The organism is Enterococcus sp. 2G9_DIV0600, assembly GCF_002140615.1.
In the GTDB taxonomy this organism is placed as follows: domain Bacteria; phylum Bacillota; class Bacilli; order Lactobacillales; family Enterococcaceae; genus Enterococcus_D; species Enterococcus_D innesii.
In genome coordinates this window covers 786,873-802,525 of sequence record NZ_NGLL01000001.1, presented here as the reverse complement: position 1 = coordinate 802,525, position 15,653 = coordinate 786,873, and the positions used below count along the sequence as shown (strand labels likewise).

Here is a 15,653-nt window from a genome sequence, read left to right as displayed (position 1 = left end):
TATTTACTATCAGATTTCCAACAGCTTTGACAAGTCTGCTGGTTTTCTTGTTGAACTTAAGCTGTATTAGAAATCGCTTTCTTTTCTATTATACAAAACATTCGCTGATGAAAACATGGAAAAATCAGAGCAAAAGCTGCGAAAATACGAGCTTTTCCGCAGCAACCAACAGTGATCAGCTCTGACCTTTTCGATATTGTCCTGGGGTCATTCCCGTGCACTTTTTAAATAAACGATTGAAGTAGCTGGGATTATACCCAAGGTTTTCGGCGATTTCATTGATTTGGTGATCGGTTTCGAGCAACTGCCGTTTTGCTTCTACGATGCGAACGTTGGTTAAATAATCAATAAAGTTGACCTGCTTGGCACGCTTGAACTCCTTACTCAAAAAGATTGGGTCGACTTCGAAACGATCCGCAACGTATTCTAAGGAAATTTGTTCATTGCGAAAATCAGATTGGATGTACTCCGCTACTTTTTGGATCATTTCACTATAAGAATTAGCGACATTTTCTTGCCAGAGGATGGAAACGGGCTTTAAGAAATGATGGTACAAAAAGGCTTGGATCTGATTGATGTCCAAAAGTCGTTCGATTCGCTCTAACACAACCGTTTTCGATACATAATCCGTTCGTGAGACCCCATTTTCATTTAAAAGGTAATCGACTTGATCGTACATTCGATTGACCACATAGATCACCGCGGCCTGTTGATTGTTTTCTGCCACGACCTGTTCTAAAAACCGCTGGACACTTCGTTGCAATTCTTCATGATAGCCACTTTTCAGCGCTGTTAAAATCAAATTTTCTTGCGAAAGAGAATACTTTGGCAGCGGGCGCATGTTCTCTCCTTGAAGCACTTGATTTTCGGGAATCAACTGTTGCAGATGGATTTGCTTTTTGAGACGTTGGGTAACTTCAGGCAACTTGCGAATCTCAGTTTCTTGTTGCGAACTAACGATGGTGACATAACGGCAGACGATCAAATTGATTTGCTTGGTGACCATCGTGAAGTAATCTGTCAGTTGTTGCTCTTGATTGACCACAAAAACCAAAATCCGTCCTTCATTTGACGAAACGATGGTTGATTCTGGGAAAAACATGGCTGTGACATCCGCTATAATGTTTTCTAACGCAAACAAAATGTGGGTTTCATCTTGTGAATTTGCTTGATTGCTTAATAGATCATTGAGTTGGAAATAAAACAAGCGATACCCTTGGTCACTTAAGCGCCAGTTTTTTTGCTGCAGTAATTGTTGCGATTCTTCCTCTGATAAATAGCCATAATACCCTTCCATCAAATGTTGGATCACTTGCCGCTTGAGCGAATCTTGAAAGCGTTCCGCCTGATTTTGTAGCAATCCTTTTTCCCGACTTAATTGTTGCCAACGGTCCACCAAAAACTCCAGATCGTTTTCTTTTTTCCATTGGGTATTACCAAAGAGCTGATCCATCGTTTTTTCAAAAGGTTGGTATTGTTTTTTTGCCAAAAAGAGACTCATGACTGCCACACAAGCAATAAAAAGAATACTTACGACGATCAGCACTCTAGCCAAATGAGTGACTGGCTCGGTAATCAATGCTAAGGGAACGACGGTATAAAACGTCCATATTTGGTTGAGTCGCGTACTGTTTACGGCGATCATGCTATAATCATTGCCATTGATCGATTCGACCCAGGTTCCTTGATGCTCCTCACTCAGCGGTTGGATAACATTTGCTAAGTTCTGATCGCCAATATAACGAAAACTCTCATGATTAAAGGAAATCGCTGCGAGTCCATTTTCAATTTGGGTATCATAAAAATACTTTAACAATGATTGCTCGTCGATCGTTGCAACTAAAAAAATTTTAGGCTGATCTTCGCCTTGGCTATCAATGTTTTGTACAAAAATCAATTCATCCTCTTCTTCAATGATCTTCCACTGATACTGCCTCCCATTATCGATCCGATAGCGTTCAAATGCTGTTTTGGTTTGCTCGAGCGTTAATTCATACGTACCGCCACTTTCAATCCCAAAAGGCGCCTCGCCTAGTGAATAAATACCGATTCGATTGACATAATTGGAGCTATTTGTTAAGTAAAACAATTCTTCCGACAGCTGGATCAACGTCTGATAATTCGTCGTTTCCAATAAATCTTCTTGGTAGCGCCTTTGAAACGATTGCCCCCAAACGCTTAAAGTCACTTCCAGCTGCGAGAACTGTTGGTTGATGTTACTAACGATTCCTTCGACTTGGCGATTGTTTAGTTCTTGATAGGATCGCTGTAATGGTCCGATCAAATAGGCATGCAAAAAGATTGCAACAGCTAATAGCGGCACGACGATCCATAGACTGGCTAGCTGCAGTTTTCGATGAAAACCGCCTGTTTTAAAGTACTTCATTCCCAAACACCCTTGTAATAGATTTTATGTGACAAATTGTCATGCGAAAAAATGCATGACAACCTATCCACAACTATTGAAGTGTATCATCCTTTGACGGATCCAATCAGCATTCCTTTGGCAAAATGTTTTTGCAAAAACGGATAGAAGATCAAAATTGGCAAAGTCGCCACAATGATGACTGCAAATTTGATTCCTTGTTCAGGCGGCACATAGTTGGGGTCCATACTTGCTAACGCATTGGCACCACTGGACGCCATCGTGATCTGTCTTAACAATAACTGAATCGGCCATTTTGCTGAATCGTTGATATAGAGCAATCCACTCATGAAGTCGTTCCAGATACCAACAGCGTAAAAAAGGGTGAAGGTCGCGATCACTGGTTTTGATAAAGGCAAAATGATTTTCCATAAAATCCCTAGTTCCGTACAGCCGTCCATCTTGGCGGATTCTTCCAATTCGATCGGCATTTCTTGGAAAAAGTTTTTGATGATCATTAAGTTGAACGGATTGATCGCGATTGGCAAAATCAATGCCCAATAAGAATTGATCAGTCCTAAATTTTTCACCACGATAAACGTTGGGATCATCCCACCTGAAAAGAGCATTGCAAAAATCACGAGATTCAACAAGGTGTTCCGTCCTTTTAGGTGCTTACGTGATAAAGGATAGGCAAAGGTGAAGGTACAGAAAAGCTGCACCAGCGTGCCAACGATGGTAACGCCGACCGTTACAAGCAAACTACGGATAAAGGTGTTGGTTGAAAAAATAAAGCGATAGGAGTCGAGACTGATCTCATTTGGCCATAAGAAAAACGAACGTGTGGTCAATTCTAACTCCGTAGCAAATGAACCGGCGATCACATAAATAAAAGGAATCACCATGAATAACCCAATCAATGCCAAAAATAGCGCATTAAAAATGTCAAATATTTTCCCTGCCTTCGTATTGTGTAAAGTATCCATCTTTTTCCTCCTTAGTATAAGCCGCTTTCGCCAAAGCGTTTCGCTAATTTATTGGTACAAAGTACGAGGATGATCCCAACGATCGATTTAAATAATCCGACGGCTGTTGAGTAACTGTAAGCGCCATTGGTGATCCCCATCATATACACATACGTATCAAAAACATCTGCTACTGTTCGGTTCAACTGATTGGTCATCAAGAAAATCTGATCAAACCCAGTAGACAAAATCGACCCGATCCGCATGATCAGCATAATGATGATCGTCGAACGAATCGCAGGCAAAGTGATGTGCCACACACGACGAAAACGTCCTGCACCATCCATGATCGCGGCTTCGTATTGTTCCTGATCCACACCTGATAAGGCAGCTAAATAAATAATAGTCCCCCAACCGATCTCTTTCCAAATCGATTGCATTACGATCATGGGGCGGAACCATTGCGGGTCTGAGAGAAAGTCGATTTCAACGCCTGTCAACGAAGCGATAAATTGAGTGATCGCTCCATGATCGATGTTGAATAAGATATGCCAAAGACTAACAACGATCGTCCATGAAAGAAAATGTGGTACATAGACGAAGGTTTGAATGGTCCGCTGAAACAGCTTGTTGCGCAATTCATTCAGTAACAGTGCCAAAAAGATGGGTGCTGGAAACGAAAAGAAGATGTTTAAAAAGGCAATCATCAACGTGTTCCACAAGATCCGAAAGAAATCAGGATTATTGAAGAAATCCATAAAATTTTGTGTTCCAACCCATGGACTATCTGCGATTCCTAAAAAAGGTACATAATCTTTGAAAGCAATGATCAACCCATACATCGGTGCATAACGAAATACTGCAAAATAGATGATCCCGGGAAATGTCAAAATATAGAGCCATTTATTTTGTTTAAAATGGTTGAGAAAACTCCCCCATTGCTCTTTCGTTTTCGGCACTTTTTTTATTGTTGTTTCCATTCATTCTCCTCCTCTAACTCCGCTCCGATCAGTGCTAAACAACAAATCGTATTTAGACCCCACTGTGACAACACATTGGTCGATACCCACGGCATTTCTTTTATTTTTTTCCACGTTGTCGCTGCTTCAATGGTCGCTTCGATCGGCAATGGAACACCCGATTTGTCATTATCAAGCAATAACTGCCAAGCCCTTTGACTGATTGCTTGATCGTTACGCACTCGCCCAGCAAAGGCCATCATCGTCGACGCAAACATTGGCCAGGCAAAATGAGGTTCCGTCAGTACCCCGTTTGATTCTTCTGCTTTTCTCTCAGGACTCAAGCTATAAAACCAGCCAAACTCCCCTAACATCTCTGTCCACTCGGGGTCTTCCAGCACTTGAGCAAGTTCTAACCAAACTTGCGGCGCCCCAAAGGAGATGACCATGTGATAGCCGCCAAAATTCCCAGTTCCCATATAAGATAAGGTTTTGTCTTGTGGATCAAATAACACTGTGGGACCAGACAATAGGCGCTGGGGCATGGCTTTGATGCAGGTGATGCCCGTGCGAATTTTTTCAAGGTAAACAGGATCATTCGTCCGTTCCCACTGGGTAAACCAGTTCGAGACTAGCGCAGCCCAATCTGGTCCGATGCGAATCGGTATCCGCTTCGTTTCTCGTTCATAAAACTCGCGCATCGGTGGTAACGCATCAAAAGCATAGGTTTCATTGTCTTTGACTTGTTCCATAATCTCCCCAATGCGTTCATCCGCTGTCAAATAGTAGTAGTAGCGATGGAGACCCGCCATTGAAATTCGAACTTCTTTTGCTTGGCAGCCCCAATGAATGACATTATGCCGTGACCCTAATCCTTTGTATTCACCAGCATGGTACTGATCGACTTCTGAAGTATGTCTCGTCATGCTTTCAGCCAGATAGTAGACGCTTGGATCACCAGTCCGTAAGAAATCTAGCCAAAGCCACATGTTGGGGACCAATTCAGTGTTTTGCCAAGCGTACCCACCAAGATCGTAGCGCCATTGGTGTCGAAACTGATCATAGGTATGCATGACATCACCATAGTTCCAATAGCCATACCAACTTCTTTGTTGGACTTCTGCTAAATAGAATTGACGCATCTTAGCCAATTGTTGCTCCAGCAACTGTTTCGTTTTCGTTGATTCGTCTGGTAAACTGATCCTGCCAAAAACCTTCGTCTCTTGATAACGCTCTGGCAATGAAACGATCTGGGCAGGTTCTTGGTTTTCTTGAGCTAAGCCCAGCAACACTTCTTCTGACGGGGCTTCTTCATAAAAATCCAACCAACAACGCGTCGTATTTGCTACGCCAACTGCCGTCGAACGAATCTCTTCCATTCCTTCGTATCCGCTAAGCATATGATCACGTTTGGAATAGTGCTGAAAATCCATTGGCTTGGCATTCGGTGACCACTGCCACATCGTGATTTGGGTTTCTTTTTGGGTGATGCCTGTCACCTCGATCGCAGATGGTGCTTTTTCCCAAAATTTCTCCATGCTGCAAGCAACGCCGCCGGTTTCTCCCCCAGCGTAAAAGGTACCTGAATAATGCTCGCCATCCCCAATGGGCAACCAACAGTACCCAGCTTCGGTCTGTTTTTCTAATTCAAATGACCGATGATTGATTTGATTGACCCGAAAATTGTCCCAAATAGCATTTTCCACCGCATGAGACAGCATCGGCTCGTCCGCTGGGGTCAATGAAACGAGCTGTCCACTGGCTTGTTGTTGATAGGGAATATTTTGCTGATAGTGTCGACGTGAAAGTAACAATTGTGCCGCTTCATGATACACAGCGTCTGCAATAAATTTGACTTGTCGATTCCAATTTTCACCTGTCAACGCATAATCAAATGCTATCCCCATGCCTTCATAAGCAAGTGGTTTGATGATAATGACCGTATGAATGATTTCCAATTTGCTGATTTCGCGAAAGATGCGGAACCGTAAAATAAACTCTTGCACCACTTCTTGATCGATCTCGATGACGCCCGATACTTTGATAACGGCTTTTTCTGAACCATTTTCTTCCAACATCAAGTCCGTTACTTTGGACTGCACCTTTTTGTTTTGGTATTGCAGGATTGCGTGAAGATCTTGCAATTTTTTCTGCCCATTGACCGCTACCCAGTCCAAAACATTTTTCCCTTCCCCATGTTTCGGGAAGAAGCCTTTGATCGTACCGTTGTCAAAATAAATACCGTTGTAAGCTTCCCTAGCAATCGCCTGTTTCTTCTGGACACGCTGTTTTCTTTGAAAAAGTAACTGCGTCGTTTCTGCCACCAGACCACTGTGTCCTGTCCATTTCACACTGCCATCTGGCCAGTAAGCCAGTACTTTCGTTTGCAGCGGCTCCTCCCCCAGCAAAAACAGTTCCTCACTCAGAATTTCAGGTTGTAAAGCTCCTTTTTCCCATGGATAACCAAAACTCAGCCCACGTTTTCCCTTAGGTTTATTTTTGAGCCATTTCAATGCCATGTTCGATTTCCTCCTCTTCCCTCTCTGCAGGTTGAACTGCATCGTTTTGTTGCTTTAGCTTTTGTTCATTTTCATCAAATAATTTCAAGTAAATCCCCATTGCGCCAATGATCCACATCCCAATACTTAAAAATGGAAGGAAACCGGGGAGAAAAAAGCTAATCGTACTACAAATCCCAAACCAAAGGACGCCTAAAAAGGTGCCAATAGGTTGAAAAAAAAGAAAGCGTAGCGAAGCGCCTAGGTACTTCTTCGTTGGGAGCACATAATATTCGTACATGCTAAGCAATGTATTGATCACAGCGATCGCGACGCATTGGCTAACGATCAATAGGATCAAGCCTGTTTGAGTCAATGCCGCTAAAAATCCTTGCTGGATCACCACCATGGGGCACAAATAAAACAGAATGATCGGCAAGCCCAAGCGATTCGATCGCCAAAAGTTCCTGCGGTAATACCCAAAGAACGTTTGAAAAAAAGGTGGCGATTCCTGTTTAAGGGTTTTCTTTGCTATGTGGAATCCTGCTTGTACGCTAGGCGCCAGTCCAAAGATGATCCCACCTACTAGCGCGCCTATAATAACGGTTACATTTATCAGCAAACAATAAAAGACAAAATCTGCTGCTTGATATGCTTTCTGCCAATTCATCACCGTTCCTCCTCTAAGGAATATACCTTCAAGTCTTTATAGCGGGCCTTCATTGGCGCCATTTGCCGAAATCCGATCGCTCCTTTGGTTAATACGGGCCCAAACTGTTCCTCATCAAGGTACCTTAACACCAATAAGTCGTTGATCCAAAAGGAAATCGTTGCACCTACCTTATCGATTTTTAGGTGATAAAACCCTCGGGCATCTGCTACACTCGGAAGTGGATCTGCGCCTTGGGCGACCAGATGAAACCCATGGCTTTTGCGCAAATTACATGTTTCAAACGCCCGTTCCTCCTCATACTTTCTTCGAAAATAAGAAAGGTGGTAAGCATTGATCCCTCCAGAATGATACTCGGGATATGCCCCGGTTCGTTTGGGTACTCCAGAATCGAAGATCGAGCCACCCTTGCGATTGGCTGCTGCAAAAAAGAGCATACATAAGCCTGGTTCAGCCAGTGGTTGAAACTGCCAGGTGATTCGTAGGTCCGCTGGAAATTGTTGAGGCAGCCATAAAACAAAATGTGGTTGTTTGTTTGATTCTTCAGAATACGTATTCGCCAGAATCATCCCGTCTTGGAAAGTAATCTTGGGCTCTCCTTCAGCAATAAAGTGTTGAATATCTGCTGCTTGATTCAGCGGATTTTCATAGATCAATTTCGCTAACATTTCCTCTTCTCCTTTTATGCGTATATGAGCTACTTTTCTCTTTTCATAGTAAACTTGACCTACATTTCTAACAATTGACTTTTTTTGAATTCCTTGATATCAAGCGTTAGATTAGGGTTTCCACTTGTTTTTTTCCATTTTTTCTTTTCTGATTTCTTACTACCTGTCTCGTCTCACCTAAATAGTACTCCATTTTATTAGCTGAATAATTAGCTGAAAAAAATTATTGAAAAAGAAAAAGGTTGAGAGCAAGATCCACTCAACCTTCTTCGACTGTCGTTATTGTGCTTGATGAAGGGCATTCGTTTCTTCCATCAGCTGCGTGCCTCCTTGATTCTTCCAAAGTTCGATCGCAGCTTCCCAACCCGCTTCATCGATTTGTCCCGCAATAAATTGAACCCGCGCATCACTAATGATCTGATCAAGCTGTGCCCCTTTTGTTACATACGTATCTGTATTATAGGAGGCTGCTGGGTTAAAGACAGCGTGCTCTAAATCAGCTTCCATCAATGCCAATCGTTTTTCATAGCTTTCAGTAGCCGCTTCTGTATCAGGCTTAGCAATATAGTACAGGGTATCTTCCGTTACATTCATCCCAATTTGTGAGTACCCTTTGACCGCATTGGCTAGCGCTTCAGCTTCTGATCCTTCTAGTGCGACGGACATTCCATCCACTACTTCAAAATTGATTCCTTCAATTCCGTTGTTCAGCAATACCTGTGCTTCTTTATTATTTAATTTATCAAGGAACGTCAACACCTCTTTTAGATGTTCCTCTGTCTGGACACTCGACTTAGGAATCGCCAAGAAGCCAGAATAGCCATCTGTCGGTAACGCGTTCATCGTACCGTTATTATCTTTTAAATTCCCTGTAAAGACGACGAGGTCTTCTTCTCCAGCTTGCAATAATTTATTACTGATTTGTGCTGCTCGTGAATACGTATCAATAATGATCCCACCACGTCCATTGATAAACGGCTCATCCCATTTATCTGCTGCCATGGTTGCAAAATCACGATTGACATAGCCTTGTTCCACCATATCTTTAACAAATTGCATTGATTCTAGGTATTCTGGTTGCATAAAGGATGGCTCTAAAGTGCCGTCTATTTCTTTCCAAGCATTTCCTGCCCCAAACCAAGTAGCTAACACATCGTAAGGACTATTTGAGTTGATCGAGCCAGGCCATTGGGGAATAATCAAACCAAACGTATCATTTTCACCATTCCCATCGGGATCGTTCTCAGTAAATGCTTTGGCAACCTCATAGAGATCATCGATCGTTTCTGGTACATCTAAGTTTAAGTTTTCTAACCAATCTTTTCGGATGATCACCGCCGTCCGCATCGCATCACGTTTCCGATAAATTCCGTACACTTTGCCATTCACAGAAGAATTACGCAAAACATCCTCGTTAGATTGAGAGAGATTAGGATAATCAGCTAAATAGTCGGTCAAATCCCAAAAAGCGCCATTTTCTGCTGACTTGATAAATCCTCCTGATTTTCCTTGAATGACCATCACTTCTGGAATATCATCTGAAGCTAACGTAATATTCATTTTATCCTCGTAGGATGTATTGGGTGCCCAGGTAATATCAATGTTTTTGCCAGTGTACGCTTCTAATTGCTTCAAAATCTCGTTGTCACTTGCAGGTGGTTCAGTTTCAATGTACGGCGATAAAATCGAAATCGTATCATAATCTGTTGCTGAACCTGCTTCCTCCTTCCCACATGCCGACAAAAAAGCGACTGATAGTAACCCCAAACCAAGAATCGTACTTAATTTTTTCACTACTTTTCCTCCTTATATTTTGTTGTTGAGCCCGATTAAATAAACCGCTTTCAATACCAAAAGCATAACGAAAAGCAGGATTTCCAGCAATTGACATTTTTTGTTAATCGTTGATATATGGCTAGGTAGGGAGTTTTGCTCTACATTTGCAGGTATCGTAAATTATAGGAAAAAAGAATAAATAGTTCTTCGTGTTCTTAGTTCGCTCAATCAATTTAATTATCGCAGTTTTTCTGATTCCTATCATTCTTAAATTCTCGTTGTAGAAAGGGTAGCCTAAGTACTGATGTTCTTATTCGTGAGAGATTTGGAAACACCTTATCATGAAAAAAAGACCAACTCATTGGTCTTCTTTGATAATTCATCAGTTTTGTAGTACTAAGCGGATCACCACTTATTCATATTTGACAGAAAGAGTACTACCGCTCATACACATCATTTTGATCCAAGGTTGGCGCTAACGCAGTGACGATCGTTTCCACCATCTTTAAGTTCTCAACCCCTGCAATCTTGCCGAACTCATCGGCATGGATGGAAAGATTTTTCAATGTTAGATTGCGGATCGGTTCTGCTGGGCTGGCCTCGATGAAAAAAGCACGCACGCTTTGTTGTCCTGTTTTGGTGGCTTGCACGTTTTCAATAGTAATGTCGCAGACCTTTGCTGGACCTACTGGAATAGCTGGTTGTACCATCAATTTGTGCCAATAGTCGGGAATCTCTTCCGCATAATCAGCTGGCAGTTCTGGATAACTATAATCTGGGTACCAATTTGTTTGTAAGAGAAAAGGAAAGCCAACATCCTTCATCGTTAAATCCGAAGCAGTGACCTTGCGTATAAATCCACCTCGATTGTTGGCGGATTTGATCCGAAACCCTGCGCCAGTTTGCTCAAAGACGACTTTTTGGATTTTGATCTCTTCGATCCCACCAGAAGTTTCACTACCAATAGCAATTCCTGAACCATACCCTAACTGACAGTCTTTGATCGTGATTTTCCGACAGCTTCTTTGCTGGGCTATGGCTTCTGCCCCACGTCCCGCCTTGATCGAGATATTGTCATCGTTGCAGGAAATGTGGGCATTTTGAATCGTGACTTCTTCACAGGAATCAATATCGATGCCATCAGTACTAGGCCCTTTTCCATTGTCTATCGTGATGCCGTCGATCAATATGTGGTGAGAATACGTGATTTGGGTATTCCAAAAACCCGACTGTACCGACGAAATGCCTTTGATGGTTACTTGCTGACTTTCATAAACAAGGATATTCCGTGGACGCTTGCAATCATAATCTGCTGCCCAGCGTAAGCCTTTCTTTGCATAATCCGCCATCATCCCGCTGGCTTCATCTGTTCCCCAAAACGTTTGCCACCATGTTTCTCCACGACCATCAAGTTTTCCTTTTCCAGAGATCATGACATTTTCTGCGTGAAAAACATTGATCATCGCTGCAGGCCACTTCATATTGATCCCTGCGACCCGATTATCTACTGCGGGATAATCGGCCAGTTCTTGACTACCATACAGAATCGTATCCTCTGAGACAATCAAGTGCACATTGCTTTTTAAAAACAATGCGCCGATTTGATAGGCGCCGGGTGGTGTAATCACTGTTCCCTGCACAGTTGATGCTTGGTCAATTTCTCGTTGCAATAATTGCGTGATATCTTCCATTCTTGCTTACCTCCTACGCTTTTGTTTTAAGCTGTTGATAGGTTTGTCGATACCCATGATTGTAAAAATTGCGCATCGCCAACCTTTTTTCATCTATCATTTCGTTGGATAGAACTGAGTGCTTCTTACTGGCGCTGTCCATCAAGTAAAGCGTTCCTCTTGGCACATCTCGTTGTCTTTTCCCATGTGCTTTCTGGCGTCCTTTTCCCTACATTCTTTACTATAGTCCCCTTATCGGGAAATGAAAGTCCTTTTTGATTTCTGGGGATCGTCTTTTTTTGCATCGTCCTTTCTTGTTAGAAAAATGCGCCTTTTTGTCTACAAAAGCAAAAAGGCGCAACCTGTCAAGGGAGGAAATAAGGTGCTTAACTAACTGTTTCTCATTAGGAGAACCAACGCAGATCATTTTCAAAAGCTTGTTCTACGTGAGTTTCTTTTGTCCCACCATGGATAGTTCGACTGTTTCTTGGCAACTTATTGCGTCACTTATGGCCGCTCGATCAATGATCGCTGCCTCTTTAAAGCTGACCTCCTGACACTGTTCAAAAATCATTTTCTTTTGCCCTTTAGCTGATTCAAAGGCAACTGACTCAAAAGCAACGCGTTGGATCGGTGAAACCTGCTGTGCTTGTTCATCGACAAACCCTTTTAGCTCGACCAAAGGGTTCTGCCCTACGATACGGGTATTCTTGACCAAAATATCCGAAATGATTGGTAACTGTTGGGCTGCCTGACCATCGGCATTGTAAGCGACAGGATGAGCCATGAAACGATCCAACAGGCAATCGATGATCGTCACTTGACGAATATAGCCACCACGATCATTCTGCGCTTTCAATTCTAGCCCATAAAGCGTATTGGTCAGTTGACAATCTCGAAAAGTGATATTTTCGACACCACCAGATTGCTCACTACCAATCGCGATGCCATGTCCTCCTCGAATAGCCAAATCAAACAACCGAATATTTTTCGCTGGTCTATTGATCTGATTTCCTTCTGGATTTTTGCCAGATTTGATTGCGATACAATCATCACCCGTATCAAAAACGGTGTCAAAAATCAGCAAGTTTTGCGAAGAATCAGGATCCCAACCATCGCCATTGTCGATGCCTTTGGACTGAATATTCACTCCATGGGTCACAACGGTGTCACAGTATATCATATGGACAGTCCAGCATGGTGGGTCAATCAACGTCAGCTCTGTCAAATGGATGTTTTTGGCCTGCATCATACAGATCAAACGTCCCCTTACTCGTCTTCCAGGTTTTCCATCAGAAACATATTCTGGATACTGTTCACGGTCTGCATAAGAGTTTCGCATCGCCAGTCCTAATGGATTCCCGCCACCATTGATCGTTCCTTTGCCACAAAGACGGACATTTTCACAAACGATACGCCCTCGATCGCCTTGATCGATATACCCAATGTTGATCAATGAACGGAAGCAAAACAATTCCCAGCCTTCATAACGGCTTAATGGTAAGCCCTCTTGATTCACGCTTCCTAAATACTCGTGAGGGGCAACCCGATACGTTTCTATGTCGAGGCTTGCTTGCAATGTGCCATCTACCTGAAAAATCATATTGCTTTTTAGCTCCAACGCACCAGAAAGGATCACCGCCCCTGTTGGGATCCAGACAGTGCCATTGCTAGGGCAATCGTTGATCGCTTGCTGGAGAATGATGGTACTATCTTCTTTGCCTGCGCTATCAGCATGGTAGGGTGCTTGCGTAACATCTAACACAACACTTTTTTTCTTTGTACGAAAAGTCGTCGTGACTGCGGTATTTGTAAGCAGGCACCCCTGATGATCGAGGCAGATGATCGTTATTTGATACGTTTGATCGGCAGATAAGTTTGTCAACGTCCAATGCGTCTTGTTTGTTGGTCTGGTTTGGATCAAATCGTTGTCTAAAAACAATTGATAACCAAAAATAGCTTGAGCGTGCAGCGGCTTCTCCCAAATAAGGGTCGCTTGATGAGCGCCGATCGTGCTTGGTACGACATGAAAATCAATTACTTGAAATGGTTCCATCGGTTTGTCCTTTCTTCAACGAATTCATTCAATAGAAAAAAGATATTCCAAAACAGCGAATATCTTTTTCCACACTTATTTAAGACCCGTCGTGCTGATGCCTTCAACAATGTATTTTTGAAAAATAAAGAAGATGATCAACACAGGCAGTAAGGAGACCACAGACATCGCGAACATCGCTCCCCAATTGGAGGTGCTGCTAGCATCTAGGAACTGCTTTAAGGCAATCGATACCGTGTAGTTTTGCGGACGTGTAAGGTACAGCATCGGTCCGATCAGTTCTTCCCATTTCCAATAGAAAGAGAAGATCGCAGCGTTTGCCAAGGAAGGCTTCATCAACGGTAGAATCACACGGAAGAAAATACCGACCCGTCCACAGCCGTCCATTTTTGCTGCTTCATCTAAATCTGTCGGGATCGCAGAGACGAATTGAACCATCATGAAAATAAAGAAAGCTTGTCCGAAGTATGAAGGAACGGTTACCGGACGAATCGAGTTAAGCCAGCCTAATTGATTAAACCAAAGATACTGAGGCACCATGATGATCTCTTGCGGCAGCATCATCGTGACCAAGATACAAGCAAACCAAAAGCCTTTTCCTTTGAAAGGAATTCGACCAAATCCATAAGAAATGACAGCCGAAGAACAGACCGCCCCTACCATTGAAATCAACGCGATTTGCAACGAGTTGAAAATATAGCGAATGAAGGGAATCCCTGCGATCCCTTCAAACCCCTTGGTAAAATTTTCTAACGTCCAGCTTCGGGGGATCAACTCCGTTGCCGTTCGAAAAATGTCACTACTAGGTTTAAAGGCACTAAACAGCAGCCAGAAAATCGGATAAAGCATCAGTAATGCAGCAACTAAGATCACGGCATCAAAGAAATAATTTTGTTTTTGTTCACGCATCAATCAAACCTCCTCGTTTTCTTTAAACACCCAAAATTTCGATGTTGCGAACAACAGAATCGTAATCAACCCGACGATGACCAGTAAAATCCACGCTAAGGCTGAAGCATAGCCCATTTTGAAATCGGTAAAGGCTCGTTGATACATGTACAAGGAATAGACTAACGTGCCGTTACGAGGTGAACCCGTCCCATTCGAAATGATAAACGCAGGTGTAAACGTCAAAAAGGCCATGATCGTTTGATAGATCAGATTGAAAAAGATGATTGGTGTCAGGACTGGAACCGTGATATTGAAAAACTGTCTGATTTTTCCTGCCCCATCAATTTCCGCCGCTTCATAATAATCTTTCGGAATATTTTTCAAACCGGATAAGAAAATCAACATCGACGAGCCAAATTGCCACGCTGCTAATAAAATCAAGGTCATCAACGCTAAGCCAGGACTTTTAAAGAAGTAGATCGGGTCTAAGCCGATCGCCGCTAGTACGCCATTGATCAACCCTGAATCGCCAAAAAGATTCCGCCACATGATCGAGACCGCCACGCTCCCACCTAAAATCGAAGGGATATAAAATAATACCCGATAAGCGCCGCTTAATTTCGATGGGCGGTTGATCAGCATCGCCACTGCTAATGCGACGATCAGCCGTAAAGGGACTGCCAACACAACATATTTCAGCGTAACAGTCAGTGACTGAACAAACTTGGGATCATTCGTAAAAATCGTCTTAAAGTTATTCCAGCCAACAAATTGCGCCTCTGTCAATAAATCATAGTCATGAAAAGACATAAAAAGAGAAATCCCCATCGGGACGATAATAAAAGCAAAAAAGCCAATGATGAAGGGTGAGATAAATAAGTAGCCTGTAACCATATTCTGTTTTGATTCTGGTAATCGATTAAACCAGCTTTTGAGTTTCCCAGGTTCTTTTGCCGTGGGTGATTTTGATTGTAGTTCCATAATTTTCACTTCCTACCTCCTATAGTTGATTACGCTTACAAGTTGATTTTAACGAAGTGCTTCTTAAGAATGAATAGAAAAAAAAGTACAGAAATGTGAAAAACTAGAGGACCTATTTTTTTCCCCCATTGTTTCTCCTAAAAAAACGCCTTTA

At 42.6% G+C, this 15,653-nt stretch carries 11 protein-coding genes; all 11 read right to left on the bottom strand.

Annotated elements, in window-relative coordinates; all coding sequences use genetic code 11:
• Positions 1 to 175: 175 nt before the first annotated feature.
• Positions 176 to 2,386 carry a helix-turn-helix transcriptional regulator gene (locus A5870_RS03845; RefSeq protein WP_086291872.1) on the bottom strand — a complete coding sequence of 737 codons (2,211 nt, stop codon included), beginning with the start codon at positions 2,384 to 2,386 and terminating at the stop codon, positions 176 to 178.
• An 86-nt stretch (positions 2,387 to 2,472) separates the two neighbouring features.
• A complete protein-coding gene (locus A5870_RS03840) occupies positions 2,473 to 3,351 on the bottom strand; it encodes a carbohydrate ABC transporter permease (protein ID WP_005234200.1) in 879 nt (292 codons plus the stop codon).
• Between the two features lie 11 nt (positions 3,352 to 3,362).
• Entirely contained in the window at positions 3,363 to 4,310 is a 948-nt protein-coding gene (locus tag A5870_RS03835; RefSeq protein WP_086291871.1) for an ABC transporter permease, read from the bottom strand.
• Positions 4,295 to 6,808: an exo-rhamnogalacturonan lyase family protein gene (locus A5870_RS03830; protein ID WP_086291870.1), complete on the bottom strand. Its 2,514-nt coding sequence runs from the start codon at positions 6,806 to 6,808 to the stop codon at positions 4,295 to 4,297. The genes A5870_RS03835 and A5870_RS03830 overlap by 16 nt, the downstream gene beginning before the upstream one ends.
• Positions 6,783 to 7,457 carry a YesL family protein gene (locus tag A5870_RS03825; protein ID WP_086291869.1) on the bottom strand — a complete coding sequence of 225 codons (675 nt, stop codon included), beginning with the start codon at positions 7,455 to 7,457 and terminating at the stop codon, positions 6,783 to 6,785. The genes A5870_RS03830 and A5870_RS03825 overlap by 26 nt, the downstream gene beginning before the upstream one ends.
• The gene (locus A5870_RS03820) at positions 7,457 to 8,125 is read right to left on the bottom strand and encodes a DUF1961 family protein (RefSeq protein WP_086291868.1); all 669 of its coding nucleotides are present in this window, start codon (positions 8,123 to 8,125) and stop codon (positions 7,457 to 7,459) included. The genes A5870_RS03825 and A5870_RS03820 overlap by 1 nt, the downstream gene beginning before the upstream one ends.
• A gap of 279 nt (positions 8,126 to 8,404) precedes the next feature.
• Positions 8,405 to 9,919: an extracellular solute-binding protein gene (locus A5870_RS03815; RefSeq protein ID WP_086291867.1), complete on the bottom strand. Its 1,515-nt coding sequence runs from the start codon at positions 9,917 to 9,919 to the stop codon at positions 8,405 to 8,407.
• Between the two features lie 419 nt (positions 9,920 to 10,338).
• Positions 10,339 to 11,592: a glycoside hydrolase family 28 protein gene (locus A5870_RS03810; RefSeq protein ID WP_086291866.1), complete on the bottom strand. Its 1,254-nt coding sequence runs from the start codon at positions 11,590 to 11,592 to the stop codon at positions 10,339 to 10,341.
• Between the two features lie 421 nt (positions 11,593 to 12,013).
• The gene (locus tag A5870_RS03800) at positions 12,014 to 13,627 is read right to left on the bottom strand and encodes a glycosyl hydrolase family 28 protein (RefSeq protein ID WP_086291865.1); all 1,614 of its coding nucleotides are present in this window, start codon (positions 13,625 to 13,627) and stop codon (positions 12,014 to 12,016) included.
• 75 nt (positions 13,628 to 13,702) lie between these two features.
• On the bottom strand, positions 13,703 to 14,536 hold the full coding sequence (locus A5870_RS03795) for a carbohydrate ABC transporter permease (RefSeq protein WP_005234188.1): 834 nt from the start codon (positions 14,534 to 14,536) through the stop codon (positions 13,703 to 13,705).
• A 3-nt stretch (positions 14,537 to 14,539) separates the two neighbouring features.
• A complete protein-coding gene (locus tag A5870_RS03790; protein ID WP_016608843.1) occupies positions 14,540 to 15,499 on the bottom strand; it encodes a carbohydrate ABC transporter permease in 960 nt (319 codons plus the stop codon).
• Positions 15,500 to 15,653 lie beyond the last annotated feature (154 nt).

Coding starts and splice junctions, on each gene's coding strand:
- A5870_RS03845 (WP_086291872.1), bottom strand. CDS start 2,386: ATGAAGTACTTTAAAACAGGCGGTTTTCATCGAAAACTGCAGCTAGCC.
- A5870_RS03840 (WP_005234200.1), bottom strand. CDS start 3,351: ATGGATACTTTACACAATACGAAGGCAGGGAAAATATTTGACATTTTT.
- A5870_RS03835 (WP_086291871.1), bottom strand. CDS start 4,310: ATGGAAACAACAATAAAAAAAGTGCCGAAAACGAAAGAGCAATGGGGG.
- A5870_RS03830 (WP_086291870.1), bottom strand. CDS start 6,808: ATGGCATTGAAATGGCTCAAAAATAAACCTAAGGGAAAACGTGGGCTG.
- A5870_RS03825 (WP_086291869.1), bottom strand. CDS start 7,457: ATGAATTGGCAGAAAGCATATCAAGCAGCAGATTTTGTCTTTTATTGT.
- A5870_RS03820 (WP_086291868.1), bottom strand. CDS start 8,125: ATGTTAGCGAAATTGATCTATGAAAATCCGCTGAATCAAGCAGCAGAT.
- A5870_RS03810 (WP_086291866.1), bottom strand. CDS start 11,592: ATGGAAGATATCACGCAATTATTGCAACGAGAAATTGACCAAGCATCA.
- A5870_RS03800 (WP_086291865.1), bottom strand. CDS start 13,627: ATGGAACCATTTCAAGTAATTGATTTTCATGTCGTACCAAGCACGATC.
- A5870_RS03795 (WP_005234188.1), bottom strand. CDS start 14,536: ATGCGTGAACAAAAACAAAATTATTTCTTTGATGCCGTGATCTTAGTT.
- A5870_RS03790 (WP_016608843.1), bottom strand. CDS start 15,499: ATGGAACTACAATCAAAATCACCCACGGCAAAAGAACCTGGGAAACTC.